We start from the raw sequence: 26744 nt of genomic DNA, 5'->3' as shown, positions 1-26744 counted from the left end.
ACGGGCGGGTCGGGTCACCGATCGGAAGCCTTCCCCTGCCCCGAACGGCTCGCCCGACTCAGCTGCCGGCTTCGGCCCGGGAGCCGTAACCGCTGGTGGCGTATCCCCCGGAACCGTTGCGGCTCGACCCGTCGGCCGGCGCCGCCGACCCACGACCCTCGAGGTCACGCAGCTGGGACTCCAGGTACGTCTTGAGCCGCGTGCGGTACTCCCGCTCGAAGGTGCGCAGCTCGTCGATCTTCTTCTCGAGGCCGCTCTTCTGCTGCTCGATCAGGGTGATCGTCTCGTTGTGCTTGCGCTGCGCGTCCCGCTCGAGCGTCGAGGCCTTGTCGCGGGCCTGCCGCTCCAGCGTCTCCGCGCGGGTCCGCGCGTCGTTCAGCATCGTCTCGGCGCGGCTGCGCGCCTCGTTGACCATGCTGTCGGACTTCGTGCGGGCCTCGGAGAGCAGCTGCTCGGACTTGGTCCGGGCGTCGGAGAGCATGCCGTCGGCCTCGGACTTGGCCTCGGCGGTCAGCCGGTCGGCCATCTCCTGGGCGAGGCCCAGGACCTTCGCGGCCTGGACGTGGTGGTCACCCCCGCCCATGGGCGAGGGCTCGGCGCCGAAGGGCGGCGGCACGATCGACTGCTGCTGCTGCTGCACGGGCTGGGCCACGGGCATCGGCTGCTGGACCGTGCGCGGCGCGTCCTCGACGGGTCGCTGCTGCGGCGGCTGGACCATCGTGGTCGCCGGCGCGGGCGGCTGCGACGGTCCGCTCTGCTGGGACGGGGCCTGCGCGGCCTTGCTACGGGCATCGTCCAGATCGGCGTGGGCACTCGAGAGCTGCTGCTCGAGCTGTTCGACCTGCTCGCGGAGATCGTTGTTCTCCTCCAGCAGGCGCCCGAGCTCGGCCTCCACGAGGTCGAGGAACGCGTCGACCTCGTCCTCGTTGTAGCCCCTCTTGCCGATCGGCGGCTTGCTGAACGCGACGTTGTGGACGTCGGCAGGGGTCAGCGGCATCGGATCTCCTCAAGCACTCCTCGGCTGCGGAACCCCAGGTACCTCGGGCTCTTCGAGCTCCGCGACACGCAGAGTATGACCTCTGCGAGCAGGTGAACCATAGTGGACGGGTCCAGGGATGCGCTGCGAACGACGCCCGATCGGTGACTCAGTGCCACGGATCATGGACAGGCCACCCACACGCGTACCTCGCGACACGCCAGAGAGCGATCGGCCGGACGGTGCGGGACCGCTCACCGATGTCGACCGGCCGTAGCCACGGGACTTCCCCTGCTCCACGCGGCAGCACTGGGCCGGACGGACGCTCACCGCCCCCGTCCGACCACCCACCGCAATCGCCCGCGGAGGGCTTGCCCGCTCTCAGATTCAGCTCAGGAACAGCGGGTCAGGACGTCTCGGCGAACTTGCGCCGCTCGGTCGCGGAGACCTCGACGTTGGGCGGTGAGAGAAGGAACACGCGGTTGGTGACCTTCTCGATCGAGCCCCGCAGCGCGAAGGCCAGACCCGCCGCGAAGTCGACGAGGCGCTTCGCCGCGGCGTCGTCCATCTCGGTGAGGTTCATGATCACCGGAATGCCGTCCCGGTAGCGCTCGCCGATCACCCGGGCCTCGTTGTAGCTGGTGGGCCGCAGCGTGGTGATCTCCGGGACGGCAGGGGTGTCGGGGGCCTTCGCCGGCGGCGCCTCGACGGCACGGACCGGGCGGACCGGCTCCTCGGAGAGCGCCAGGGCGGCCGCGCCGGACGCGCGCAGCGCCTCGGTGGCGGACCCGGCCGCGAGCGACCCCGAGAGCGAGCCGGGGGTCCCCGACGAGGAGCTGCCGACGGCGGCGAGGGCGCCGCCGCGGGACCGCGAGGTGTGGTTCGGGCCGGTGTTCTGCTCCCAGCTCCGACCACGGGCGTTCGAGCGGACGGACACGTCGGCCTCCTCGTCACGGTCACCGGACGTCGTCCGGTCGTCGGCGGCGAGCCGCGGGAGGTCGCGCTCGGCGCGCCCCTCGGACTCGGGGTCCCGGGGCCGCGGGGCGCGGGCCCGGTCGTCGGACAGCGGCCGGTCGCGCTCGGGGGCGGACCGCCGCTCGTAGCGCTCGGAGGAGAAGCGGTCGTCGTACCGGTCGGACTCGTAGCGGTCCTCGTAGGAGTCGCGGGAGTCGCGGGAGTCACGGCGCTCCTCGAAGCGGTCGGACTCGTAACGGTCCGACTCGCGCCGGCGGCCGTAGCGGTCGCCGGCGTGGCCGTCGTAGCGCTCCCCGGCCCGGGAGAGGCGGTCGCCGTACGGATCGTGGTCGCCGTACCCGTCGTAGGCGTCCAACTCGTCCGCGGGCACCATGCCGAAGTACGCCTTCACGCGGTGCAGTGCGGTCATGGCAGCCCTCTCCCCTTCACCGCCGACCGACCCGCGAGACAGCCGACTTACATCCGTGTCATTCACTCACACGGAACGCTAGCTACCGGGTGCCGAGGAGAGCCGTACCGACACGCACACACGTCGAACCGTGCTCGATCGCGGCCTCGAGATCGCCCGACATGCCTGCTGAGAGGGTCCTCGCGTGCGGGAACGCGCACCGCACCCGCTCGGCGACCGCGGCAAACGTGCCGAACGCCTCGGCGGGGTCGGCGTCGCGCGGAGCCACCGTCATCACGCCGTCGAGGGACAGATGGGCCAACGCGTCGACACGCTCGGCCAGCGCCTGCACGTGGTCCACGTCCACCCCGCCCCGGCCCTCGGCCCCGTCGAGGCTCACCTGGACGAGCACGTGCAGCGGACCGGAGCGCTCCCCCGCGTCCAGGGCAGCGCCCGCCGCGCGGTCCAGCGCGTCGGCGAGGCGCGGCGAGTCGACCGAGTCCACGGCGTGCGCCCAGCGGGCGAGGGAGCGGGCCTTGTTGCGCTGCAGGCGCCCCACGATCCGCCACCGCGCGACGGCGTCGGGGCGCAGCGCCGTGAGCTCCTCGGCCTTGGCCGCGCCCTCCTGCTCCTTGTTCTCCCCGAACTCGGCGAGCCCGAGGTCGGTCAGGAGGGCGACGTCCGAGGCGGGCCAGGTCTTCGTGACCGCGAGGAGCTCCACCTCCGCGGGATCGCGTCCGGCGTCCCGGGCCGCGGCGTCGATCCGGGCCCGGACGTCGGCGAGGGCGGCCCGGAGCGTCTCGCGGCGGGCATCGGGTGTCACCGGCGGTCGTACTCCCACCAGATCACCCCGGCCAGCCGCCCGGTGGGCCGCGCACGACGGTGGCTGAAGAGCTGGTCGTCCTCGAGCGTGCACCGGGAGTCGGCGTCCACCGCGGTGACGCCCTCGCCGCGCAGCTGCCGCACGAGCCCCGCCCGCAGGTCCAGCGACGGCGTGCCGATCCGGGTGGTGCCCGCGCTCCCTGGCAGGGCGGCGTCGACCTCGTCGCGCATCGCCTCGGGCACCTCGTAGCACTGCCCGCACACGCTCGGACCGAGCAGGACGTCGACGCGCTCCCGCTCGGCGCCGAGCTTCTCCATCGTCGCGAGGGCGGCGGGCAGGACGCCCGCGGCCGCTCCGGTGCGGCCCGCGTGGGCCGCCGCGACGATGCCGGCCTCGGCGTCGGCCAGCAGGACCGGCACGCAGTCGGCCACGACGACGGCGAGTGCGAGGCGCGGCTCCTCGGTCACGAGCACGTCCGCCGTCGGGACCGCGTCCTGCGGGCCCTCCACGACCGCCACGTCGGTCCCGTGGACCTGGTTCATCCACGCGACCCGCGCCGCGTCCAGCCCGATCCCCCGGGCCAGGCGCTCGCGGTTGGCGGCGACCGCCGCCGGGTCGTCCCCGACGTGGTCACCGAGATTGAAGGAGTCGTACGGGGGCCTCGACCGGCCGCCCGCACGCGTGGTCAGCACACGACGTACCCGCACGCCACCCATGGTCCCAGGCCCCGCCGACCCGATGGTGCTCAGCGCATGAACGAGGGGACGTCGACGTCGTCCTCCTCGGCCTTCTTCGCCGGCTTCTCCGCCTTCTCCGCGGCCGCGGGCTCCTTCTCCGTGCCCGCGGCGCCCTGGCGCGAGGCCTCGAGCTCCTCGGGCTTCGGCACCGGCGTGGCCGGGGTGGTCGGCGCCTGCGCGACGGCGGCCGGGATCACCGGCTGGGGCTGGCTCGGCGGCTGCGAGTGCCGCGGGCCGGAGTCCCCGGGGGCGATCGACCCGCGGCCCGGCGCCTGCCCGCGCGAGGACTGCCCGATGGCGCTCGGGACGGCCTTCGCGTGGGGCACGGTGCCGGAGTCGAACCCGGCGGCGATGACGGTGACGCGGACCTCGTCGCCGAGCGAGTCGTCGATCACCGTCCCGAAGATGATGTTCGCGTCGGGGTGCGCGGCCTCCTGCACCAGCGAGGCGGCCTCGTTGATCTCGAACAGGCCGAGGTCCGAGCCACCCGCGATCGAGAGCAGCACGCCGTACGCGCCGTCCATCGAGGCCTCGAGCAGGGGCGAGTTGATCGCCTTGCCCGCCGCCTCGACGCTGCGGCCGTCGCCCCGCGCGGACCCGATGCCCATCAGGGCGCTGCCGGCGCCGGACATGACGCTCTTGACGTCGGCGAAGTCCAGGTTGATCAGACCCGGCGTCGTGATGAGGTCGGTGATGCCCTGGACCCCGGAGAGGAGCACCTCGTCGGCGGACCGGAAGGCGTCCATCAGCGACAGCGACACGTCGCCGAGCTGCAGCAGCCGGTCGTTCGGGATGACGATGAGCGTGTCGCACTCGTTGCGCAGCTCCTGGATGCCGTTCTCGGCCTGGGTCGCGCGACGCTTGCCCTCGAACGAGAAGGGGCGGGTGACCACACCGATCGTCAGGGCGCCGAGCTTGCGGGCGATGCCGGCGACGACGGGGGCACCGCCGGTACCGGTCCCGCCGCCCTCACCCGCCGTCACGAAGACCATGTCGGCCCCCTTGAGGACCTCCTCGATCTCCTCGGCGTGGTCCTCGGCCGCGCGGCGGCCCACGTCGGGGGCCGCGCCGGCGCCGAGGCCGCGGGTGAGCTCGCGACCGACGTCGAGCTTGACGTCGGCGTCGGACATCAGCAGGGCCTGGGCGTCGGTGTTCACCGCGATGAACTCGACGCCCTTGAGGCCGACCTCGATCATGCGGTTGACGGCGTTGACCCCGCCGCCACCGATGCCGACGACCTTGATCACGGCCAGGTAGTTGTGCGGGGGCGTCATGGGACTTCCTCTCACTGCGGACGGCGACACCGGCCGACACGCGGGGCGACCCTCAACCCTCGACCTCAGCTGGAGGTCTATGGTCGAGGACTCCCCGTTCCGGTGTCCGCGCGACCGTAGGCAGCCGACACCGCGTGATGCACGCAGGCGCGCCGGGCGTGTCCCGCGTCGATGTCACCCGTCTGCCCGAGCCGGTGCGAACTCTGGATGACGGGTCGAGACTTCAGGGCGCCCGATGCGAACGAACGGCACCCTCGCGCACATAGATCGCGCGAGAGTGCCGTTCGCTCGGTTCCGAAGCGGATCGTCAGCCGGCCACGGACGCGTACGAGGTGCCGAGCCGTGCGTCGGAGAGCTCGTAGGTGGCGGTCTGGCCGATCGCCGTGTCGCGGTAGAGACCGAGCTTCCAGTAGCTGTAGTTCCCGGGGTAGAGGGTGCCGCCCGGCGGGTGGAACCCCGCGACCTTCTGCTGACCGTCGACCCACGCGTCGACCACGCTCGTGGAGCTGGTGGACGAGAACTTCACGTGCAGCACGATCATGGTGACCTTGCCCGTGACCGCCGGGGCGACGACCTTGTCGAAGTTCTTCGACCCGCCGGGGTGGTCGAACCCGCCGGAGAGGATGTAGTTGCCGTTGCCGATCCGCAGCTCCAGGGGCGGGCTCCCGGTGCCCTCGTTCTTGAACTGCGTGATGAGCTGCCAGGAGTTCGCGTTCACGGGGAAGCCGTCGGCCAGGCGCACCGAGAGCCGGATGTAGCGGTCCTGACCCTCGGTGAAGTTGTCGACGTTCGGCTCGATCTCCGAGCGCTTCCCGCCGCCGGGCATCGTGAAGCGCAGCGCCTTGCGACCTGCGAGGTCGGTGGCCGGGACCACCGTCGGCGTCTTCGCCCCGACCATGTTCCAGGGCGTGTCCTTGAACATCCCGAGGCCCTGGGCGGTGATGGCGGCGTCCCAGATCGGCTTGGCCGCCGGCGCCGGGGCGGGGCTCGAGTTCGGGGTCGGCGTCGGGGTGGACGGCCGGATCGGCACCACGGTGGTCGTGGTGGGCCGTGTGGTCGGCGCCGTCGTGCTCGGGGCCGGGGTGGTCGTCGCCGCGGCGGTGGTGGCGGGCGCCGCGGGAGCGGTGGCGGAGGCCGGGGACGCCGACGTGGTGGACGTGGTCAGCCAGAGCCGCTCCACCGCCGGGCTCACCGCGCCGTCGCCGCCGATCATGACGATCCGGGCCTGGATCTGGGTGGTGAGGGCGGGCAGCACGGTGCGCGTGCCGTCCTTCGACGGCAGCCACGGGCTCCACGAGCCGTCGGGCAGGACGCCGCGGACGTCGACGCGGGCGGACGTCCCGGGGGGCACGTCCGCGGTGAGGGCCGTCGTGATCGCGTTCGTCGCCACGGCGGGACGGCGCGGCGGGAGGACCATCACACCCTCCGAGCGCGCCTTCGCCGTCGACGGCGTCACCAGGCGCACGGCACCGTCGACGAGCTTCACGTTGACGTCGTCCCCGCCCGAGACCGACAGCTCGCTGCCCCAGCTCTCGCCGGTCGGCACGGCGGCGGCGGAGGTGGCCAGCCCGACGACGGCCGCGAGCAGGGCACCCGCACCCGCCGTCAGGACGGCCCGGCGGCGACGACGGGCGCGGCGGTCGCGCTGCGCGGCTGCGGTCGAGGGCGCCGCCCCCGGCCCGGCGTGCGGGGAGAGGGGACGGTCGGGAAGGGGGTCGAGGAGATCAGCAGGACGCGACACGGGGGGCCTCCACGGCGGCGGCGGGGACGTACTGCTGGGGACCGATCTGGAGCCACTGGGCGGACGTGCCCTGGCTGCCGGAGCGCGTCTGACCGGGCGCGCTGCACGTGACGCCCATCCGGGCGCCCGCGGAGACGGTGCCGACGGCGGACGAGGAGTCGGTGGGAGCGGACCGGACGGTCAGGGTCGGGGCTCCCGTGGGCCGGGCGAGGGCCGAGGGGCCGGTCCCGGTCCAGAGGTAGGTGACGGTGACCCAGCTGTTGTCCCGCAGCTGGAGGTCGTCGTAGAAGGTCCCGTCGGCGAGGTCGATGCCGGCCGGGTTGGCGACCCGCCGGCCGAAGCCGTCCTTGCCGCCGTTGTAGCCGTTCTGGAAGGCCGCCTGGGACTCCGGGAAGCCGCGGGGCAGGTCACCGAACTGCTGACGGCCGCCGGGGGCGCTCCAGTAGTCGTCGCGGATGTTCCACGGGCCGACGTCCCAGACCGGCTGCCACGCGCACCGGCCGTTCGAGGCGCAGACCTTGACGGTGTAGTCCCCGGTGCCGCGGGGCGCGAGCCCGCGGCGCGAGGGCAGGGCGACGAACCGGTCGCGCGGCACGATCACGTGCCCGTTCGCGGTCGTGTTCCCGACCAGCCCGATCCGCGTCGCGAAGACGCGGCTCGTCAGCGGCGCGACCCGGGCGGGCTGCGGGGCAGCGGTCGCCGCGGTGGTCGGGGCGGTGGTCGGGGCGGTGGTCGGCGTGGCGGTTGTCGTCGGGGTCGGGGTGGTGCCCGCGGGCGTCCCGGAGCGGACGGCGGAGAACCAGAGCCGCTGCAGGGACGGGCTCGCCCCGAAGTCGCCGGCCAGGAGCGTCACCCGGGCCTGCACGTCGACCGTCGCCTCGGGGAGCTGGGCGGGGCCGGTCGCCGTGGCGGGGCTCCACTGGCTCCAGGTGCCGTCGGACCGGATCCCGCGGACGTCGACGAGCACCTGGGCCCCCGGCGGGACGTCCGCGGTGACCTGGGCCGTGACCTGGTCCGCCGGGGCCGCCAGGCGGCGGCGGTCGAGCAGCAGCTCGCCCTCGGCGAAGGGCGAGCGGGCGCTCTGGGCACGCACCACCCCGTCCGCGAGGCGGATCGCGCCGGCGGAGGCGACGACGTTCGTGTCGTCGCCGCCCTCGACGGACAGCTCCGGCACCCACGTCTCGCCGGGCACCGACGCCCGCGCGACCGGGGCGTGTCCGAGCGTGGCCCCGAGGATCGAGGCGGCTAGGAACGACACCGTCGCGGCGACCAGCACCCGCCGCACCCGCGGTGGCGCCGCACCCCTGGTGTCGCGGCCAGTCCTCTTGGTCATTGCTTCTCTCCCACCGTCGTGACGACGGGTGGGAGTTGACGCTGCGTGACACATCTGGGTCAAGCGAAACGCGTGGTGCGCACGTGAGTGATAACCGGAGTGGTGAAACCCGTTCGTCCAGGTCACACGCCTTTCACTCGTCGCCCGAAGGGGTGGTGCGTTCCTCCGACGGGTGAGCCGGGACCCGGGCCCACCGACGCTGCGCGACGGTTCGACCGGGACACGGTGACCGCGCGTGACACGTCCAGTGGTGATCGAGGGTCGGCCGGTCGCGGTCCGGGAGGGCTCAGCTCACGACCGGCAGGTCCGGCGTGGAGACGTCGTAGACCGAACCCGGGCGGGTCAGCAGCGGCCCGAGGACGGCGGCCTTGCGCTCGTCCTCGGCGTCGGCGCCCCAGCGCACCGTACGGCCGCCCAGGGTGAACGAGACGTCGTAGGCGCTGTCCGCACGCAGCTCGGTGACCTGGGCCCGCAGGGCCGTCGGCAGGGCCTGCAGCACCCGCACGGCGGCCACCGTGGCCGGGTCCGTGGGCGAGGCCGCCACCCCCGGCGGCAGCACGAGCCGGGGCACGCCGGCGGGTGGGGCGGGCAGCGTGCGGTAGACGAACCCGGTGCCGTCGAGCAGGCCGGCCCCGGTCGGCAGCGGCACCGCGAGGACCGGCTCCCGCTCGGTGACGGCCACCGTGACCGTCCCCGGGAGGGACCGCCGCACGTCGACCGACGCGACCCGCGGGATGGCCGCGACCCGGGCGTCCACGTCGTCGGTGGACAGCCACAGCAGCGAGGTGTCGGCGGGGACGGCGGCGGCCTGCTGCACGGCCGGGAGCGTCTCCGGCGAGGCCCCCGTGACCTCCACCGCGCGGACGTCGAACACCGGCGAGAAGCCCAGCAGGTACACGAGCCCGCCCACCACGGCGAGGGCGAGGACCCCGACCGTCCAGCGTCGGCGCAGCGTCCGCCGACGGGCGGCGCGCGCCTCGAGGGCGGCGTGGTCCCGCGGTCCGCGGTCCCGCGGTGGTCGCGACGACGGGCGCCGGCCGCGACCGTCGCGGGCACCGTCTCCCCGCGCGCGGCCGCTCTCGCCCCGCGCCCGCCCCGCCGGGCGACCTGACCTGCCGTCGGGAACGCCGGACCGGGAACGTCGGGTGGGGGGCGGCAGCGGACTCAGCCCCCGACGTGGGCGGGCGTCTCCCGCCCCTCGATCTCGGTCAGGATCTCCGGGCCGAGGACCGTGACGTCCCCGGCGCCCATGGTGATGACGAGGTCGCCGGGGCGGGCGAGGTCGGCGAGGAGGCTCGGCACGGCCGCCCAGGACGGCTCGTAGTGCACGTGCTCGGGCGGCAGGGTGACGTGGCGGGCGATGGTGGCGCCGTTGACCCCGGGCTCGGGCTGTTCGCGGGCGCCGTAGACGTCGAGGAGCACCACCTCGTCGGCGAGCGAGAGCGCCGCCCCGAACTGCTCGGCGAAGTCCCGCGTGCGCGAGTACAGGTGGGGCTGGAACGCGACGATGAGCCGCCCCCGCTCCCCCAGCACCGGGCGGGCGGCGCGCAGCTGCGCGTCCACCTTGGTGGGCGCGTGCGCGTAGTCGTCGTAGACGCGCACCCCGTGGGCCTCGCCCCGGAGCTCGAAGCGGCGCCGCACCCCGGTGAACGAGGCGAGCCCGGCCAGGAGCCGGTCCAGGGGTGCGCCGAGGTCCAGCCCCGCGAGCAGCGCGGCGCACGCGTTGAGCGCCTGGTGCTCCCCCGCCACCCCGAGCCGCACGGTGTGCTCGACGCCCGCCGACCCGGTCGAGCTCCACCCCGCTGCGTCTCCCCCCACCCGGATGGTCAGGACCCCGGTGGAGGCCTCCGCGCGGTAGCCGAGGACCGTCACGTCCTCGGGGCCGGTGGCGGCCCGGCCGTAGCGGCGGACGCGGATGCCGGCGGCGGCCGCGCGGTCGCCCAGGGCGGCCGCGCCCGGGTCGTCGGCGCACACCACCAGGGCTCCGCCGGGTTCGATGCGCGCGGCGAAGGCGTCGAACACCGCGACGTAGGCCTCGACCGTGCCGTGGTGGTCGAGGTGGTCGGGCTCGACGTTGGTGACGATCGCGACGGCGGGCGAGTAGGCCAGGAACGAGCCGTCGGACTCGTCGGCCTCGGCCACGAAGACGTCGCCGTGCCCGTGGTGGGCGCTCGAGCCCGAGGCCAGCAGGTCGCCGCCGATCATGAACGACGGGTCGGTGCCGCAGGCCTGCAGCGCCACGACCAGCATCGAGGTCGTCGACGTCTTGCCGGCGCTGCCCGAGACGCAGGCGGCGCGGTGGTCGGCCATCAGCTCGGCCAGCACCGCCGAGCGGTGCAGCACGGGGATGCCGCGCGCGGCCGCCTCGAGCAGCTCCGGGTTGTCCGGGTCGGCCTGGTGGACCGCCTTCGTGGTGACCAGCGCCGTCGGGCCGCCGGGCAGCAGGTCGAGGTTCGCGGCGTCGTGGCCGACCGACACCTCGGCGCCGAGGGTGCGCAGCGCGAGCACCGCCCGCGAGTCCTTGGCGTCCGAGCCGGACACCATCGCCCCCCGCGCGAGGAGGATCCGCGCGATCCCGCTCATCGCGGCGCCGCCCGCGCCGATGAAGTGCACGCGTGAGAGCAGCCGGGGCAGTTCCGGGACGACCGCCTGCTCGCCCGGCTGCATGATCTCCTCGCTCACCGCTCGACCCCCACTGTCCCCTCGGCCGCGTCCAGCACCATCCGGGCCAGTGTCTCGTCCGCGTCCGCGTGGCCCGTACGCCGGGCTCCCACGCTCATCGCCGACAGCCGTTCGCCGCTGGTCAGGAGGGGGACGACGAGCTCGACGACCCGCTCCGGGGTGAGGTCGGCGTCCTCGACCAGCAGGCCGCCGCCGTGGTCCACCACGGGCAGGGCGTTGAGCCGCTGCTCGCCGTTGCCGTGCGGCAGCGGGACGTAGATCGCGGGCAGCCCGACCGCCGACACCTCGGCGACCGTCATCGCACCCGAGCGGCAGATCGCGAGGTCCGCCGCCGCGTAGGCGAGGTCCATCCGCTCCAGGTAGGGCACCGCGACGTAGGGAGGCCGCGACGCGGGGACGTCGACGGTGTTCTTCGGCCCGTGCGCGTGCAGCACGCCGATGCCGGCGCGCGCGAGCTCGGGCGCCGCGCCGGCGACCGCCTCGTTGAGCGACCGCGCCCCCTGCGACCCGCCGAAGACGAGCAGCGTCGGCGCGTCGGGGTCGAGGCCGAAGTGGGCGCGGGCCTTCGCGCGCAGCGCCTCGCGGTCCAGCGTCGTGATCGCGCGGCGCAGCGGCATCCCGATCACGGGCCCGTCGAGCCCGCTGCCGGGCACCGCCGCCGCGACCGCCACAGCGTGCCGGGCGCCGACCTTGTTCGCGATCCCGGCGCTCGCGTTGGCCTCGTGGACCACCACCGGCACGCGGGTGCCCGGCAGCCGCGACGCCAGGTAGGCGGGCAGCGCCACGTACCCGCCGAACCCGACGACGACGTCGGCGTCCACCGCCTTGAGCACCTGCCGCGTCCGCCGCACGGACCTCACGATCCGCCACGGCAGGGCCGCCAGGTCCTTCGAGGGCTTGCGCGGCAGCGGCACCGGCGGCACCAGCTCGAGCGGGTAGCCCCGCTTCGGGACCAGCGTGGTCTCGAGGCCCCGCGCGGTGCCGAGCGCCGTCACCCGGGCGTCCGGGCGCAGCCGCCGCACCGCGTCGGCCAGCGCGAGCGCGGGCTCGATGTGCCCCGCGGTCCCGCCGCCGGCGACGACGACGGACAACGGGCGACGGGTACGACGTGGGCGGTCGGAGGTCTCGGACACACGACTCCTAGGTGGTGCGGACACGCCCCGGCTCGGGCGGCGGCAGGCCGAGCAGCCGCGCGAGGCGGCCCTGGCCGTGGGTGCGCAGCGCGGCGGCGGCGTCGGTCTCGTGGCGGGCGAAGTTCGCGAGCAGGCCGCCGGCGAACAGCGCGAGGGCGAGGGACGTGCCGCCGGAGGACACCAGCGGCAGCGGGATGCCCGTGACCGGCAGCAGGCCGACGACGTAGCCGATGTTGATGGCCGCCTGCACGACCAGCCACACCGTCAGCGTCGCCGCCACCACCCGGATCCACGGGTCCACCGAGCGCGCCGCGATGCGCAACCCGGTGTAGGCGAGGGTGACGAACAGGGCGATCACCGCGGAGGCGCCGAGGAAGCCGAGCTCCTCGCCGATGATCGCGAAGATGAAGTCGTTGTCGGCGTTGGGCAGGTAGCTCCACTTCGCGCGGCCCTGTCCGAGGCCCTGACCGAAGACCCCGCCGTCGGCGAGCGAGTACAGCGCCTGCCGGGCCTGGTAGGCCGGGCCGAGCGGGTCGGCGTTGGCCGGGTCGAGGAAGGCCGTGAGCCGGCTCTGCCGGTAGCTCGCCACGACGCCGAGGACGACGACCCCGACGACGCCGAGCGTGCCGATCAACGCGAGCAGTCCCAGCGGGGCGCCCGCGAACCAGAGCAGGCCGACGACGATGACGCCGAGGGAGATCGTGGTGCCGAGGTCGGGCTGCAGCATCACGAGCAGGAAGATCAGCATCGCGACCGGCACCATCGGGAGCAGTGCCTGCCGCCACCGCCGCGGCGCCGGGCGGTGCCGGACGAGCACGTGCGCACCCCACAGGGCCAGCGCGATCTTGGTGATCTCGCTGGGCTGCAGGGACAGGCCCGCCACCCGGAACCACGACCGCGACCCGTTGACCTGCGCGCCGAGGCCGGGCACGAGCACCAGCGCGAGCAGCACCAGACACCCGGCGAGCAGCCACGGGCTCGCCGCCCGCCACCGCCGCGGCGGCACCCGCAGCCCGAGCCAGAACAGGCCCGCGCCGAGCACCGCGAACGCGAGCTGGCGGAAGAACACGCCGTAGGACGACCCGCCGGCGGCGTAGGCGTTCACCGACGACGCCGACAGGACCATGACCAGGCCCAGCGCCGTCAGCAGCCCGAACACGGCCAGCACCAGGTGCAGCGACGTCAGCGGGCGCCCGAGCCACTGCGAGAGCGCGCCGCCCAGGGCACGCACGTGCGGTGGGGCCTGGGTCCTCCGGCGGGTGCGGCCCGGCCTGCCCGGCCGCCGCTGCGTCGAGGTCACGACGACGGGTCCGCGACCGGCTCCGTCACCGCGCCCGGCTCGGGCACGCCGTCCGGGTCCGCCCCCGGCTCCGCGGCCAGGGCGTCCGCGCCCGCGACGCGCTGGGCGGCCGCGGCGAACGCGTCCCCCCGGGCGGCGTAGTCACGGAACATGTCCATCGAGGCGGCCGCGGGCGCGAGCAGCACGACGTCGCCGGGTCGGGCCATCGTCGCGGCCGACCGGGCCGCTGCCAGCATCGGGTCCCCTGGGTTCACCGCCCCATCGTCACCCCCGCCGACGTCGTCAACCGGCACCTCGGGCGCGTGTCGGGCGAGAGCCTCCAGGAACCGCGCCCGGTCGGCGCCCAGCACCACCGCCCCCGCGAGGCGCCCGGCGTTGGCGAGGACGAGGTCGTCCACGGCCGCGCCCTTGAGCAGTCCGCCCGCCACCCACACCACGCGGGCGTGCGCGGCGAGCGACGCGGCGGCCGCGTGCGGGTTGGTCGCCTTCGAGTCGTCGACCCAGCGCACCCCGCCCGACTCGGCCACCACCGCACCCCGGTGCGCCCCGGGTGCGTAGGCCCGGAGCCCGGCGGCGACCGCCTCGGCGGTCACCCCGTGCGCCCGCGCGAGCGCCGCGGCCGCCAGCGCGTTGGCCTCGCCGGGCGGACCCGGCGGCGCGATGTCGGCCACCTCGGCCAGCACGACCGCCCGGCGGTCCTCGCCCCCGACGTCGTCGAAGGCCCGGTCGACGAGCCGGCGGACGCCGCGCGTGGTCTCGATGCCCAGCTCGCCCGGGCCCGGCTCGCCGCGGGTGAACCCGACCCGCCGTCCGGACGCCGCGCGCAGCAGCCCGGACGCCCGCTCGTCGTCGAGGCCGCCGATCGCGACCCGGCCGCGCAGCACCCGGCCCTTCGCCGCCGCGTAGGCCGCCATCGAGCCGTGCCAGTCGAGGTGGTCGTCGGCCACGTTCAGCACGGCCCCCGCGAACGGGGCGACCGAGGGCGACCACTCCAGCTGGAAGCTCGACAGCTCCACCGCGAGCACCCGGTGCCCGGCGCGCAGCGCGTCGACGATCGGCAGCCCGATGTTCCCGCACGCCACCGCGTCGAGGCCGGCCGCGAGCAGGATCGCCTCGAGCATGCCGGTGGTCGTGGTCTTGCCGTTGGTGCCGGTGACCGCGAGCCACGTCGGCGGGCCGTCCGGGCACACCGCCGGGTCCTGCCCCAGCCGCCACGCCAGTTCCGGCTCGCCGATCATCTCCACGCCGGCGTCCCGGGCGGCGAGCGCGAGCGGGGAGTCCGGGCGGAAGCCGGGGCTCGTGACGACGAGGTCGCAGCCGCTCGGCAGGGACGCGAGGTCGGTCGTGGAGGCCGCCGCGCGGTCGGTGAGGGTCGCGAGCTGCGCCGGGTCGGCGTCCGCGACCGTCACCCGGGCCCCGAGCTCGAGCAGGACGTCGACCACCGACGCCCCGGTGCGCCGGGCCCCCGCCACCAGGACGTGCCTGGTGTGCCAGTCAGCCACCGGACGCGGCCAGCCACTCGCTGTAGAACAGCCCCAGACCCAGCGCGCAGCAGATCGCGGCGAGCAGCCAGAACCGGATGATCACCGTCGTCTCGGCCCAGCCGGCGAGCTCGAAGTGGTGGTGGAAGGGCGCCATGCGGAACAGGCGCCGCCTCGTCGTCCGGAAGACCGCGACCTGCAGCACCACCGAGAGGGCCTCGACGACGAACACCCCGCCGAGCACCACGAGGAGCAGCTCGGTCCGGGTGACCATGGCGAGCCCCGCGAAGAGGCCGCCGAGCGCCAGCGAGCCCGTGTCGCCCATGAAGATGCGGGCGGGCGCCGCGTTCCACCACAGGAAGCCGATGCAGGCGCCCATGCCCGCGGCGGCGACGAGCGTGATGTCCAGCGGGTCGCGCACCTGGTAGCAGCCCGCCTCGATCGCGGTGCCGCAGTCGTTGCGGAACTGCCAGAACGAGACGATGAGGTAGGTCGCGAGCACCATCGCCGAGATGCCGGCCGCGAGCCCGTCCAGCCCGTCGGTGAGGTTCACGGCGTTCGAGGCGGCCGTGACGATGAGGTAGCAGAACAGGATGAACCCGACGCTGCCGAAGCCGACCACCGCGATGTCGCGGACGAACGACAGGTTCGTCGAGGCCGGGGTGAGGCCCTGCTCGTCGACGAACTGCAGGGCCAGCACGCCGAAGATCACCGCGGTGACGAACTGCCCGACCAGCTTGGCGGTCTTGTTCAGCCCGAGGTTGCGCTGACGGCGGATCTTGATGAAGTCGTCGAGGAAGCCGACCACGCCCAGCGAGGTCATCAGCAGCAGGACCAGCAGGCCCGACGCCGAGATCGAGACGTCGGCGGCCAGGTGGGACGCGAGGTAGCCCACCCAGATCGCGATCAGGATCGCGACCCCGCCCATCGTCGGGGTGCCGCGCTTGCCCTGGTGGCTCTGCGGGCCCTCCTCGCGGATCTCCTGCCCGAACCCCTGCCGGATGAACAGCCGGATCACGTACGGCGTCAGCAGGATCGACACCGCGAGGGCCAGCCCCGCGGCGACCAGTACGCCCTTCATCGCTGCGCCCCCGCCTCGAGCAGGGCGCTCGCGACCCTCTCGAGCCCGGCCGACCGGCTCGCCTTCACCAGCACGACGTCGCCGGGCTCGGCGTGCACCGCCTCGACCGCACTCGCGGCGTCGGGCACGAGGTCGGAGTCCAGTCCTGCCGCGCGGGCGGCCTCGTGGACCCCGCGGGCCGCCTCGCCGACGACGACGAGGCGGTGCAGGCCGGTGCTCGCCGCGAGGCGGCCCAGCTCGGCGTGCGCAGCGTCCGCGTCGTCCCCGAGCTCCGCCATCGCGCCCAGCACGGCGGTGTGGCGGCCTCCCATGGCCGCGAGCGTGGCCAGCGCGGCCCGCATCGACTCCGGGTTGGCGTTGTAGGCGTCGTTGAGCACCCGGACCCCGTCCGGCCGCTCCCCCACCTCCATGCGCCAGCGGCTCCGCGGGACGGCTGCCCCCAGTGCGGACGCGATCGTCCCGACGTCGAGGCCCGTCGCCTCCAGCGCGATCGCCGCGGCCACGAGCGCGTTGTCGACCTGGTGCGCGCCGCGCAGTCCGAGGGCGACGTCGGCCTCGCCGACCGGGGTGACCAGCCGGAACCGCGCACGGCCCTCGTCGTCGATGGTCTCGTCGACCGCGCGCACGTCGGCCTCCGGCGCCCGCCCGGCGTGCACCACGCGGGCGGCGGTGCGGCGGCGCATCGCGGCGACGACCGGGTCGTCGGCGCCGAGCACGGCCACGCCGTCCGCGGGCAGCGCCTCGACCAGCTCACCCTTCGCCTGCGCGATCGCCTCGCGGGAGCCGAACTCCCCGAGGTGCGCCGACCCGACGTTGAGCACCGCGCCGATGCGCGGCGGTGCGACCCGGCAGAGGGCCGCGATGTGGCCGACGCCGCGGGCGGACAGCTCGAGCACCAGGTGCCGCGTCGACGTGTCGGCGCGCAGCACCGTCCAGGGGTGGCCCAGCTCGTTGTTGAAGCTGCCCGGGGGCGCGACGGTGGTGCCGTCCCGCTCGAGCAGGGCGGCGACCAGGTCCTTCGTCGAGGTCTTGCCCGAGGAGCCGGTGAGGCCGACCACGTCGAGGTCGGGCAGGGAGTCCACCGTGTGCCGCGCCAGGGTCTGCAGCGCGACGAGCACCGCGGCGCCCGCCGCGTCGTGGGCGGCGTCGGGGACGTGCGCGTCGGCGCCGAGCGGCTCGACGAGCACGGCCGGCGCGTCGACCTCCCGGGCGGCGAGGACGCCGGCCGCCCCGGCGGCGACGGCCGTCGTCGCGAAGGCGTGGCCGTCGACCCGCTCGCCCGGCAGCGCGACGAACAGCCCGCCGGGGGTCACCGCGCGGCTGTCGAACTCGACCGTGCCCGTGATGCGCTCGTCCCCGGTCGCCCGGTGCAGGCGTCCGCCGACGAGGCGGGCGAGCTCCGCGAGGGTCAGCTCGATCACGCAGGATCCTCCTGGATGGCGGTCGTGAGTTCGTCCACGTCGGAGAAGGGCAGCGTCTGCGCCCCGACCTTCTGGCCGAGCTCGTGGCCCTTGCCCGCGACGACGACGACGTCGCCCGGACACGCGGCGGCCACGGCCGCCCGGATCGCGGCGCGGCGGTCACCCTCCTCGGCCACGATCGCACGGGCCCCGTCCGCACCCTGCGCCCCGTCCAGCATCGCGGCACGGATGGCCGCCGGGTCCTCGGTGCGCGGGTTGTCGTCGGTGATCCAGACCAGGTCGGAGAGCTGCGCGGCGAGCGCTCCCATGACGGGGCGCTTCTCGCGGTCGCGGTCACCGCCGCACCCGAGCACCGTCAGGACCCGGCCCTCGGTCTGGGTCCGCAGCGTGCGCAGCAGCGCCTCCACCGCGGCGGGCTTGTGGGCGTAGTCGACGACGGCCAGGTACGGCTGCCCGGCCTCGACGCGCTGCATCCGGCCGGGGACGGTGACCGTGGCGAGCCCGGCGGCGAGCCGCTCCGGGTCCAGCCCCACGGCGTGGCCGCACGCGAGGGCGACCAGGGCGTTGGCGACGTTGAACGCGCCCGGCAGCCGCAGCGTCACCGGCAGCGCCAGGCCGTCGGGGCCGTGCACGCGGAAGGACTGCGAGCCGTCGGGGTGGGCGACGACCTCGGCGGCGGTCCAGTCCGCCGGCCCGGTGGTGCTCACCGTGGTCGCCTCGACCGTGCCGGCCAGGCGGGCGCCCCAGGCGTCGTCGACGCAGACCACGTGCCGGTCGGCCCGCCCGTCGAAGAGGCGCGCCTTCGCGGCGAAGTAGTCCTCCATCGTCGGGTGGAAGTCGAGGTGCTCGGCGGAGAGGTTGGTGAAGGCACCCACGGCGTACCGCGTACCTCCGACCCGGCCCTGCGCGAGCGCGTGGCTGGAGACCTCCATCGCCGCGTGCGTCACGCCCTGCTCGAGCATCGCGGCGAGCAGCGCCTGCAGGTCCGGCGCCTCGGGCGTGGTGAACGCGCTCGGCACGCGGCGGCCGTGCATGCGGGTCTCGACGGTGCCGATCAGCCCGGTGGTCGTCCCCGCGGCGGCGAGGGCCGCCTCGAGCAGGTAGACCGTGGTCGTCTTGCCGCTCGTCCCCGTCACGCCGAGCAGCGCCAGGTGCGACGACGGGTCGCCGTAGAGCCGCGAGCACGCGGGCCCGAGGGCCTCGCGCGGCTCCGGGTGTACCAGCGTCGGCAAGGTCCGGACGACGGGTCGGGTCGCCCCGTCGGGGTCGGTGAGTACCGCGACGGCGCCCCCGGCGAGGGCCTGGTCGGCGAAGTCGGCGCCGTGCGCGCGCGCCCCGGGCAGGGCGGCGAACAGGTCACCGGGCCGGGCCTCGTGGGCGCGCAGCGTGGCACCCGTCGTCGTGACGTCGGCACCCTGCAGCTCGGGGGCCGTGCCGGTCGCGTCCGCGATACGCGCGGCCAGCGACCCGAGGGTCGTCGGGACCACGGTGGCGGGCCGGATCGCGCCCTCCTCGGCGGTCGCGTCGTGGCCGCCGGGCAGCGCGCTCGACGAGGTTCCCGAGGGGCCCCCGGAGGGCTCCACGGCGGTCCGGCTCGGTGCGGGCGGCACGGGCGGAAGGCTACTCACCGTCCCGATCGGGTCCGCCTGCGCCCTCCCCCGCGCGGGGCCGCGCTCAGGCGGTCCGGACGGCCGGATCCTCCGCGCCCGACGCCTCGTCGAGACCCTGCAGGTGAGCCGCGACGGCGGCCCCGGTCCGGGCGGCGTCCCCGGTCGCGAGCAGGTCGAGCAGGGCCCCGCGCAGCACCGCCAGCAGCAGGGCACGCTCGGCGGTCCCGTCGGGCGTCGACACCCGCGCGGAGGGCTGGTGGGCGGCGAGCAGCAGGTCCCAGTCGCTCACCGTGTCGCGGGCGAAACCGGCCCACGGGCTGTCCCGGTCGGCGTCCGGTTCCTCCCCCAGCGACCGGCTGTACGCCTCGAGCCAGAGCCGCAGCAGCGGGCGATGCTCCGCCGCGGCGAGCCAGTCCCAGAGCACTCGACCCACCTGCGCGAGCCCGGCGTCGTCGGGCAGGGCGTCCAGGACCCGCAGCTGGTCGGTCCGCGACCGGCCGAGCAGCGCGCGCACGAGCCCGTCCTTGCTGCCGAAGAGATAGAGCAGGACCCGCGGGCTCGATCCCACCGCCTCGGCGAGGGGACGCAACGACATGCCGGCCCAGCCGTGCTCGAGGACCCAGCCGTAGGTCGCGTCGAGGAGTTCGCGGCGCCGCGCGGACCCCTCGCCGTCGGTCGCCGCGTCGGTCGCCCTCGAGGAGTCGTCGGTCGCCGTCACGGCGCCCAGTGTGCTTCACTGAAACACTTGTTTCAGTCGGGAGGGTGGCAGTCATGGGCGAGGTCACGATCCGGACGGCCGACCATCCAGGAGACCTGGGGTGGGTCGTGATGGCGCACGGCGAGCTCTACGCGGCGGAGTACGGCTGGGCCGTCGAGCGCGTGACCGCGCGCATCGTGGCCGACCACGACCCGGACACCGACCGGGCCTGGATCGCCGAGCTCGACGACCGCCGGGTGGGGTGCGTGTTCTGCGTGCGCGAGGACGCGACGACCGCGCGGCTGCGGCTGCTCCTGCTCGACCCGGCCGCCCGCGGGCTCGGCGTGGGCCGGGCGCTGGTGCGCCGCTGCATCGGGCACGCCCGCGGCGCCGGGTTCGCCCGGCTCGTGCTGTGGACCAACGCGCCGCTGGCCGCCGCGCGGTCCGTCTACCTCACCGAGGGGTTCGTGCTCACGGCCGAGGAGCAGCACGACGAGTTCGGCGTGCCGCTCCTCGGCCAGGACTACGCGCTCGACCTCACGGCGTGAGCTGCAGCGGCACCTGACGCGGCGGGGCGGTCGAGACGGGCACGTTCCCGTGCGCGGCGAGGTAGGAGCCGATGTCGTGGAACAGCGGCGCCGCCGAGTCGCCCCCGGGCGGGGCGTCGAGCATGAGCGCGACGACGTAGCGCGGGTGGTCGGCCGGGAACATGCCCGCGAAGGTGATCCAGTAAGTCGACTTCGCGTAGCAGCCGCACGTCGGGTCCACCTGCTGGGCGGTCCCGGTCTTGCCCGCCACCGGGTAGCCGTCCATCGCCGCCTTGGCGCCGGTGCCCTCGTTCGGGCTCTTCCCGGACTGGGTCACCGACTGCAGCATCTGCCGCATCGTCTCCGCGGTCTGCGGGGACATCGCGCGGACGGGCTCGGGGGCCGGGGTCGGCGTCCGCACGCCGTCCGGTGCGACGGTCGCCGAGATGACCCGCGGCGGGACGCGGACCCCGTCGTTGGCGATGGCCTGGTACATGCTCGCCATCTGCAGGGTCGTCATCGACAGGCCCTGACCGATCGGCAGGTTGCCGAAGGTCGAGCCCGACCAGTCGTCCCGCGGCGGCACCGAGCCGCCGCTCTCCCCGGGCAGCTCGACGCCGGTCTTCGTGCCGATCCCGAGCTTGCCCAGCATGTCGGCGAACCGGTCCGGACCGACCCGCTGCGCGGTCATCAGCGTGCCCACGTTGGAGGACTTGCCGAGGATCCCGTTCATCGTCATCGGCACCGGGCCGTGCGACCACGCGTCGTTGATCGTGCGGTCGGCGACCTTGATGTTGCCGGGCACGGTGATGACGTCCTCGGGCCTGATGAGCCCGGCCTCCAGCGCCGCGGAGAAGGTGACCGCCTTGTTGACCGAGCCGGGCTCGAACGGCGTCGTCACGGCCGGGTCCCCGGAGACCGGGGCACCGCCCGCCCCGGCGTTGGCCAGGGAGAGCACCTGCCCGGTCTGCGCGTCGAGCACGACGGCGCTGCCGTCCTTCGCCCCCGTCCGCGCGACGTACGCGGAGAGCTTCTGCTGCACGGTGTACTGCAGGTCGGCGTCGAGGGTGAGGACGACTTCGGTGCCCGCCTGCGCGGGCTGCTCGGCGCGGGTCGACCCCGGGATCACGGCGTCGCTGCCCTCGGCGGTGTCGACGATGCGGAAGCCGTCCTGACCGGCCAGCACCTTGTCCTCGGCGCTCTCCAGCCCGACGTTGCCGTTGATGCGGCCCTTGTCCATCGACCAGGACGCGCTGCCCACGACCGACCCGCCGACGTCGCCGGCCGGGTACTGCCGCGACTCGCGGTCCTCCTGCGCGATCTCCGGGAACTGCTCCCGGATCGTGCGGGCCGCGGTCGGGTCGACCAGCGGGGCGAGCACGACGTAGCTGCGGTCGCTCATGAGCGCCGCGTAGAACGGCGCCGGGTCGGTGTGCAGGATCGCGCCCATCCCCTGGGCGATCGCCGCCTTGCGCTGCTCGGGCGTCGGCGCGCCGGGGGTGTTGCGGATCTCGGGCGTCGACCAGTCGGCGGCGATCCGGCGGGGGTTCGCGACGAGGGCCTTGGCCTCCACCGAGAACGCGAGCGGCGTGCCGTCGCGGTCGAGGATGGCTCCGCGCTCGGCGGGGACGACGAGGCGCGTCATCCGCTGCTTCGCGGCGTCGGCGGCCAGGTCGCCGGCGCTGATGGCCTGGACCTCGACGAGCTTGCCCGCGGCGATCACGAGGAGCACGACGAGCAGCAGCCGGCCGACCCGCAGCCGACGGCGGGGGTCCGGCGGGCGGGGCGCGCGGGCTCGGCGGGGCGGGCCGCTGCGCGGCGGCGGCGCGGGACGGCGGGGCGGGAGCGGGCGGTCGTCGCGCCCCCGCGGGCTCGGGAGGCGTGACGGGGGCCGCGTGAGCGTCGCGGGCGGGCGCGCCATCAGCGGCCGCCCGGGGTGCCGGCGGGCGCGGGGGCCGGAGCGCCGCCGGCCGAGGACTGGACGCCGGTGGCCGGGTCGGAGGCCAGGGCCTCCGGGTCCGCCTGCGACCGGGCGTCCTGCGGGGTCGTGGCGCCCGGTGCGGCGGGGGCGGCCGGCGCGACGGGATTCGCCGGGTTCGCGACGGCAGGTGGGGCCGGCGGGGCGGGCGCCGGCGGCGGCGCCGCAGCGCGGGCCTTCTGCGGGGTGCCGACGACCTGGCTGGTGCCGTCGGGGTGCACGAGGATCACCGCGGGCGTGCCCGCCGGGACCATGCCGATGCGCTCGGCGGTCGCGGCGAGGGCGGGGGCGGCCTGCATCGCCGCGACGTCGCGGTGGAGCCGCTCGACCTCCTCGGACCGGTCGCGGGTGGCCTGCCGTGCGTCGTCGAGACGGTAGGAGTCGGCGGCGGCGGCCGTGGAGAGCCACAGCGTGGCGACCAGACCCGACGTCAACAGCACCATGATCAGGAGCACGAACGGCGCGGTGCCACCGGCCGTCCCGGCCGCGGCCGCGGTGCTCGCCGCGCGGGTGCGCTTCGTACCCGGCGCCGGGGCGCGGCGCGAGGTGGCGCGTGCCCGGGCGCCGGCCCGCGTCGTGCCGGTGGTGCCGGTCGTCGTGCCGGTGGTCGGCTCCGCCGTGGGAGCCGCCGTGGGGGCCGGCGTCGTCGCCGCCCGCCCCGCGCGCGGCGTCGTCGCGCTGCGACCCGTCGTCGTGCGCTGCGTCATCGTTCCCGCGCTCATGCTGCCTCCCGGACGCGTTCCGCGGCTCGCAGCCGCACCGATGCCGCCCGCGGATTGGCGGCGACCTCGGCCTCGTCGGCCTTCTCCGCGCCACGGGTGAGCAGCGCGAGTTCGGGTTGGTCCTCCTCGCGCAGCACCGGCATGTCCGGCGGCGCGGTGACCTGGGACCGCTGGGTGAGGACCCGCTTGACGATGCGGTCCTCCAGCGACTGGTAGCTCATGACGACGAGCCGGCCGTGCAGCGCGAGCGCGTCGACGGCGGCGGGGATCGCGCCGGCGATCGCGTCGAGCTCGCCGTTGACCTCCACGCGCAGCGCCTGGAACGTGCGCTTGGCCGGGTGGCCGCCGGTGCGCCGGCTCGCGGCGGGGATCGCCTGCTCGAGGAGGGCGACGAGCTCCGCGCTGGTCGTCAGCGGAGCCCGTCGCCGGGCACGGACGACGGCCTCGACGATGCGCCGGGCCGCTCGTTCCTCCCCGTAGTCTCGGAGGACGCGCACCAGCTCGCCGGGCGCGTAGGTGTTGAGGACGTCCGCCGCGCTCGGACCCGTCGTCGGGTCCATGCGCATGTCCAGCGGTGCCTCGCGGGAGTAGGAGAAGCCGCGCTCGTCCTCGTCGAGCTGCAACGAGGACACCCCGAGGTCGAACAGGACGCCCTGCACCGGCCCGAGGCCGAGCCGGTCGAGGACCTCGGCGATCTCGTCGAAGACGGCGTGCACGAGGTGTATGCGGTCGGCGTGGGGCGCGAGCCGCTCCCCCGCGAGCCGGAGCGCCTCGGGGTCGCGGTCGAGCCCGACGAGGGTCAGTGCCGGATGGCGGGTCAGGAGGGCTTCCGCGTGTCCCCCGAGTCCCAGGGTCCCGTCGACGACCACGGCGTCCGGCGCGTCGAGCGCCGGGGCGAGCAGTTCCAGGCACCGCTCCAGCAGGACCGGCACGTGCCGGTCACCCGTGGGGCGCATGTGGGTGAATCGCAGGGCGTCGTCGTCCGAGGGCCCGGTCGGGTCCATCCTCCGCCTCCACCGTGTCCACTCGGGCGCTCGTCTGGTGCGTGCGGACCGGCGGGGACGCCGGTCCGCGCCCGGTCGGGGCGCGGATGCCGTCACGTCCCGGCCCGCAGGGCGGGCGGACCTGGCACCGGGGAAGGTGCGCCAGGGCCGTCACCCTGCGGGTCGGGGCCTCACGGCACCCGAACCCCCGCGCCTGGGCGGGTCGATCGGTGGGGTCTCCGTCAGAAGACCCCGGGGAGAACCTCCTGCTGGGCCTGCGCGTAGCTGTCCTCGTGGGCGTCCTGGTAGGCCTGCCACCTCGCCGAGTCCCAGATCTCGAGGCGGCTGACCGCCCCGATCACGGTGCACTCCCGGTCGAGCCCGGCGAAGCGCCGCAGCTCGGCGTTGATGGGGATGCGCCCCTGCGAGTCCGGCCGCTGCTCGTCGGTGCCGGCGAAGAGGTAGCGCTGGTAGGCGCGCACCCGCTCGTCGGTGAACGGAGCCTCGGCGACCTTCCGGGCCATCTGCTCGAACTCGTCGCGGGGGAACACGTACAGGCAGTGGTCCTGCCCCTTCGTGATCATCAGCCCCCCTGCGAGCTCGTCCCGGAACTTGGCGGGCAGGGTCAACCTGCCCTTGTCGTCCAACCGCGGGGTGTGGGTGCCGAGGAACACGGCCCCACCTCCCCGATGGAGCCCCTGCCGCCCCACTGCTCACCACAATACCCCACGACGCTCCACTCTCAACCTCGCCGGGGCGGCGTGTGCACCCCGATCGAGGGAGTTCGCCCAGGTCAGTGCCGGTGGGGGACGGTGGGGGGCGAGTGGGGGGCGTAGCCCGACGATCCCTGATCCACCTGGTCGGAGCAGGCAGTGACACGCCTGCGGAGGTCGTTCCGGGGTGCTGCGGGCCTGTTCGGGGGCCGGGTGGGGCGTGGTGGGGGCTCCGGTGGGGAGCGGTGGGGGAACCGGTGGGGCCGGGTGGGGTGGCCGGTGGGACGCCCTGCCCTGGGCTCGCCGCGAGCTGCGCACCAGGCAGGTCTCACGCGCCCGGGAGCTGCCTCACGTGACACTCGCGGCCGCCTCACGGCGCGGGGTGGGGGCGAATGGGGCGGCTGGTGGGGGCGAGTGGGGCGGCTGGTGGGGGCGAGTGGGGCGGCCGGTGGGGGCGGGTGGGGCGAGCCACCGCGAGGTGCGCACCAGGCAGGTCCCACGCGCCCGGGAGCTGCCTCACGTGACACTCGCGGCCGGCACCGCCATCGCTCGACCCTGTGGTGCACACCAGGCAGGCGGACCTCAGGAGCCTGCCCCACGTGACCCTCGCGCACGGTGGGGGACGGTGGGGCGGACCCCGGACAGACGAACGCGCCGCCGACCCGACCGGGTCGACGGCGCGCGTCGGAGACTTCGGTGAGCTACTCCTGCTCGAAACGCTTGCGGAAGCGCTCCTCCATCTTGGTGGTGAAGCGGCTCTTGTCCTTCTCGCCGGACGGGGCGCCCTTGCCGTCGCCCTCACCGGCGGCGGCCTCGCCCTTCTTCCCACCGGTCGCCGTGATCGCGAGAACCGCGCCGGCGAACATCATGAGGAAGCCGATCACGCTCACGACCGGGAATCCACCCGGGGAGAGCGCCTGGATGAACACGAGGCCCATCACGAGGGCGACGACCCCGACGACGAAGAGCACCACGCCTTGGACCCGGCGGCGCCGCGACGGTCGGCGGAGCCGGCCCCCGCGGACGGTCGACGCGAACTTCGGATCCTCGGCATAGAGCGCGCGCTCGATCTGGTCCAGCAAGCGCTGCTCGTGCTCGGAGAGCGGCATGATTCTCCTCCGGCACCGGAACGAGAGCGAGGATCGGCCCCGGGGGAAGGGACGATCGGCACATCGACGTGATGGCTGCCCCTCATCGTACGAGCCGTCCGGCAGTCCGACTACCCGGACCGGTGTTCTGCACGGACGATCATTCTTTCGGCCGGTGAAACGCCTGCCACGAGCCACTCCGCGCGATCATCCGACAGCGCCCGGTGATCGATCGCCCCGCTCCTGACCATGCACATCACACGGACCTCACGAGCAGTGGTCGGACCCCGCCCGACGAGCCAGGACGTGGATGCGCGAGGCGAGGTCGCGCAGCGGCGGGGTGGTCGCCGCGAGCTCCTCGAGCGCCGCCAGATCGTCCGGCGCGCCCGCATCCGGGGCGTGTTCGGGCACGAGGTCGGCGAGCACCCGGTGCCCCTGCACGCGCTCGAGAGTGAGCGACGCCTCCCCGTCGACGAGCGCGGTCACCTCGGCGGTGTCCATCCGCCGCAGGAGCTGGTCGGCGGGACCCCATCGCCCGGCCGGGTCGGCCAGCATCCGGCGGGCCTCCCCCACACGCCCGCTCACCACGCGGGCGAGCACCGCGGCGTACCGGTTCGCGACGAGCAGCGACACGAGCCCGCCCGGCGCGGCCGCGTCGGCGAGCGCACGGAGCGCCGCGGCGGGGTCGTCGACGTACTCCAGCAGGCCGTGCCCGAGGACGAGGTCGGCGTGCACGCCGTCGGTCACCTCAGGGAGCGCGTCGACGTCGGCCTGCAGCGCCCGGACCCGGTCGGCGACGCCCGCGTCGCGGGCGCGGCTGCGGAGGACCGCCAGGGCGTTGGCGCTGGAGTCGACGACGGTGACCTCGCACCCCTCGACCGCGAGCGGCACGGCCCAGGCCCCACTGCCCCCGCCCACGTCGAGCACGTGCACGGGCCCGGACGTGTTGCGGGCACGGGCGGCAGCGAGCTCGTCGCGCAGGCTCGTGGCCACGACGTCGAGGGTCGGGAGCACGGGCGGGCGGGCCGGGCGGGCGGTCACGGCCACACCGTAATGCTCACCCATCGGGGATCCGCGTGTC

The 26744-nt window shown here is 75.1% G+C and carries 22 protein-coding genes and 1 pseudogene; 1 reads left to right on the top strand and 22 read right to left on the bottom strand.

The features are described from left to right. Positions 1–58: 58 nt before the first annotated feature. From wag31 to QSK00_RS14915, 16 genes and pseudogenes are all read right to left on the bottom strand, one after another. The gene (gene wag31 / locus QSK00_RS14990; RefSeq protein ID WP_285591875.1) at positions 59–997 is read right to left on the bottom strand and encodes a DivIVA-like cell division protein Wag31; all 939 of its coding nucleotides are present in this window, start codon (positions 995–997) and stop codon (positions 59–61) included. Between the two features lie 385 nt (positions 998–1382). Further along, positions 1383–1736: pseudogene (locus QSK00_RS14985) on the bottom strand (cell division protein SepF); the annotation flags it as partial. Positions 1737–2442: 706 nt separating this feature from the next. After that, entirely contained in the window at positions 2443–3162 is a 720-nt protein-coding gene (locus QSK00_RS14980; protein ID WP_285591874.1) for a YggS family pyridoxal phosphate-dependent enzyme, read from the bottom strand. Beyond that, the gene (pgeF, locus tag QSK00_RS14975) at positions 3159–3869 is read right to left on the bottom strand and encodes a peptidoglycan editing factor PgeF (protein ID WP_285591873.1); all 711 of its coding nucleotides are present in this window, start codon (positions 3867–3869) and stop codon (positions 3159–3161) included. Before pgeF ends, QSK00_RS14980 begins: the two co-directional genes overlap by 4 nt. Before the next feature lie 38 nt (positions 3870–3907). Further along, complete coding sequence (gene ftsZ, locus QSK00_RS14970) at positions 3908–5173, bottom strand: cell division protein FtsZ (RefSeq protein ID WP_285591872.1); 1266 nt, start codon at positions 5171–5173, stop codon at positions 3908–3910. A gap of 307 nt (positions 5174–5480) precedes the next feature. Beyond that, positions 5481–6914 carry a heparin lyase I family protein gene (locus QSK00_RS14965; protein ID WP_285591871.1) on the bottom strand — a complete coding sequence of 478 codons (1434 nt, stop codon included), beginning with the start codon at positions 6912–6914 and terminating at the stop codon, positions 5481–5483. Next, positions 6898–8247, bottom strand: coding sequence for a DUF8814 domain-containing protein (locus tag QSK00_RS14960; protein ID WP_285591870.1), 1350 nt, complete (start codon positions 8245–8247; stop codon positions 6898–6900). Before QSK00_RS14960 ends, QSK00_RS14965 begins: the two co-directional genes overlap by 17 nt. Before the next feature lie 286 nt (positions 8248–8533). Further along, positions 8534–9157, bottom strand: coding sequence for a cell division protein FtsQ/DivIB (locus tag QSK00_RS14955; RefSeq protein ID WP_285591869.1), 624 nt, complete (start codon positions 9155–9157; stop codon positions 8534–8536). 254 nt (positions 9158–9411) lie between these two features. Next, on the bottom strand, positions 9412–10914 hold the full coding sequence (gene murC / locus QSK00_RS14950; RefSeq protein ID WP_285591898.1) for a UDP-N-acetylmuramate--L-alanine ligase: 1503 nt from the start codon (positions 10912–10914) through the stop codon (positions 9412–9414). Positions 10915–10925: 11 nt separating this feature from the next. Further along, positions 10926–12062, bottom strand: coding sequence for an undecaprenyldiphospho-muramoylpentapeptide beta-N-acetylglucosaminyltransferase (gene murG / locus QSK00_RS14945; RefSeq protein WP_285591868.1), 1137 nt, complete (start codon positions 12060–12062; stop codon positions 10926–10928). Positions 12063–12069: 7 nt separating this feature from the next. Beyond that, positions 12070–13362 carry a putative lipid II flippase FtsW gene (ftsW, locus tag QSK00_RS14940; RefSeq protein WP_285591867.1) on the bottom strand — a complete coding sequence of 431 codons (1293 nt, stop codon included), beginning with the start codon at positions 13360–13362 and terminating at the stop codon, positions 12070–12072. Further along, a complete protein-coding gene (murD, locus tag QSK00_RS14935) occupies positions 13359–14864 on the bottom strand; it encodes a UDP-N-acetylmuramoyl-L-alanine--D-glutamate ligase (RefSeq protein WP_285591866.1) in 1506 nt (501 codons plus the stop codon). The genes ftsW and murD overlap by 4 nt, the downstream gene beginning before the upstream one ends. Beyond that, positions 14857–15924, bottom strand: a complete 1068-nt coding sequence (mraY, locus tag QSK00_RS14930; RefSeq protein WP_179793603.1) for a phospho-N-acetylmuramoyl-pentapeptide-transferase — start codon at positions 15922–15924, stop codon at positions 14857–14859. The genes murD and mraY overlap by 8 nt, the downstream gene beginning before the upstream one ends. After that, a complete protein-coding gene (locus QSK00_RS14925; protein WP_285591865.1) occupies positions 15921–17345 on the bottom strand; it encodes a UDP-N-acetylmuramoyl-tripeptide--D-alanyl-D-alanine ligase in 1425 nt (474 codons plus the stop codon). The genes mraY and QSK00_RS14925 overlap by 4 nt, the downstream gene beginning before the upstream one ends. Beyond that, complete coding sequence (locus QSK00_RS14920; RefSeq protein WP_502872041.1) at positions 17342–18928, bottom strand: UDP-N-acetylmuramoyl-L-alanyl-D-glutamate--2,6-diaminopimelate ligase; 1587 nt, start codon at positions 18926–18928, stop codon at positions 17342–17344. The genes QSK00_RS14925 and QSK00_RS14920 overlap by 4 nt, the downstream gene beginning before the upstream one ends. A 91-nt stretch (positions 18929–19019) precedes the next feature. Beyond that, positions 19020–19673 (bottom strand): TetR/AcrR family transcriptional regulator, encoded by a 654-nt coding sequence (locus QSK00_RS14915; protein ID WP_285591864.1) that lies wholly within the window; start codon positions 19671–19673, stop codon positions 19020–19022. Between the two features lie 53 nt (positions 19674–19726). On the opposite strand from QSK00_RS14915, the gene QSK00_RS14910 reads away from it, so the two are divergent. Then, on the top strand, positions 19727–20200 hold the full coding sequence (locus QSK00_RS14910) for a GNAT family N-acetyltransferase (RefSeq protein ID WP_285591863.1): 474 nt from the start codon (positions 19727–19729) through the stop codon (positions 20198–20200). Here QSK00_RS14910 and QSK00_RS14905 read toward each other — a convergent pair. The 6 genes from QSK00_RS14905 to QSK00_RS14880 all read right to left on the bottom strand — a co-directional run bounded on the left by QSK00_RS14905 (position 20190) and on the right by QSK00_RS14880 (position 26704). Next, positions 20190–22100 carry a peptidoglycan D,D-transpeptidase FtsI family protein gene (locus QSK00_RS14905; protein WP_285591862.1) on the bottom strand — a complete coding sequence of 637 codons (1911 nt, stop codon included), beginning with the start codon at positions 22098–22100 and terminating at the stop codon, positions 20190–20192. The two genes, QSK00_RS14910 and QSK00_RS14905, sit on opposite strands and share 11 nt — an antisense overlap. Continuing rightward, on the bottom strand, positions 22100–22879 hold the full coding sequence (gene ftsL, locus QSK00_RS14900) for a cell division protein FtsL (RefSeq protein ID WP_285591860.1): 780 nt from the start codon (positions 22877–22879) through the stop codon (positions 22100–22102). Before ftsL ends, QSK00_RS14905 begins: the two co-directional genes overlap by 1 nt. Then, positions 22876–23835 (bottom strand): 16S rRNA (cytosine(1402)-N(4))-methyltransferase RsmH, encoded by a 960-nt coding sequence (gene rsmH, locus QSK00_RS14895; RefSeq protein WP_285591896.1) that lies wholly within the window; start codon positions 23833–23835, stop codon positions 22876–22878. Before rsmH ends, ftsL begins: the two co-directional genes overlap by 4 nt. Before the next feature lie 269 nt (positions 23836–24104). Next, on the bottom strand, positions 24105–24536 hold the full coding sequence (gene mraZ, locus QSK00_RS14890; RefSeq protein ID WP_018335696.1) for a division/cell wall cluster transcriptional repressor MraZ: 432 nt from the start codon (positions 24534–24536) through the stop codon (positions 24105–24107). Between the two features lie 740 nt (positions 24537–25276). After that, complete coding sequence (locus QSK00_RS14885; RefSeq protein ID WP_285591859.1) at positions 25277–25684, bottom strand: SCO2097 family morphological protein; 408 nt, start codon at positions 25682–25684, stop codon at positions 25277–25279. 246 nt (positions 25685–25930) lie between these two features. Next, positions 25931–26704: a methyltransferase domain-containing protein gene (locus QSK00_RS14880; RefSeq protein ID WP_285591858.1), complete on the bottom strand. Its 774-nt coding sequence runs from the start codon at positions 26702–26704 to the stop codon at positions 25931–25933. Positions 26705–26744 lie beyond the last annotated feature (40 nt).

Origin of the sequence: Actinomycetospora sp. NBRC 106378 (assembly GCF_030269685.1) — a bacterium.
Taxonomy (GTDB): domain Bacteria; phylum Actinomycetota; class Actinomycetes; order Mycobacteriales; family Pseudonocardiaceae; genus Actinomycetospora.
The sequence above is the reverse complement of the archived record's forward strand: the minus strand, read 5'-3'. Positions and strand labels throughout refer to the sequence as shown.

Excerpts from the sequence above, each read along its gene's own strand:
- QSK00_RS14905 (WP_285591862.1), bottom strand. The coding sequence starts at position 22,100 with ATGGCGCGCCCGCCCGCGACGCTCACGCGGCCCCCGTCACGCCTCCCG.
- murC (WP_285591898.1), bottom strand. The coding sequence starts at position 10,914 with ATGCAGCCGGGCGAGCAGGCGGTCGTCCCGGAACTGCCCCGGCTGCTC.
- rsmH (WP_285591896.1), bottom strand. The coding sequence starts at position 23,835 with ATGCGCCCCACGGGTGACCGGCACGTGCCGGTCCTGCTGGAGCGGTGC.
- ftsZ (WP_285591872.1), bottom strand. The coding sequence starts at position 5,173 with ATGACGCCCCCGCACAACTACCTGGCCGTGATCAAGGTCGTCGGCATC.
- ftsL (WP_285591860.1), bottom strand. The coding sequence starts at position 22,879 with ATGAGCGCGGGAACGATGACGCAGCGCACGACGACGGGTCGCAGCGCG.
- QSK00_RS14885 (WP_285591859.1), bottom strand. The coding sequence starts at position 25,684 with ATGCCGCTCTCCGAGCACGAGCAGCGCTTGCTGGACCAGATCGAGCGC.
- wag31 (WP_285591875.1), bottom strand. The coding sequence starts at position 997 with ATGCCGCTGACCCCTGCCGACGTCCACAACGTCGCGTTCAGCAAGCCG.
- QSK00_RS14960 (WP_285591870.1), bottom strand. The coding sequence starts at position 8,247 with ATGACCAAGAGGACTGGCCGCGACACCAGGGGTGCGGCGCCACCGCGG.
- QSK00_RS14910 (WP_285591863.1), top strand. The coding sequence starts at position 19,727 with ATGGGCGAGGTCACGATCCGGACGGCCGACCATCCAGGAGACCTGGGG.
- mraY (WP_179793603.1), bottom strand. The coding sequence starts at position 15,924 with ATGAAGGGCGTACTGGTCGCCGCGGGGCTGGCCCTCGCGGTGTCGATC.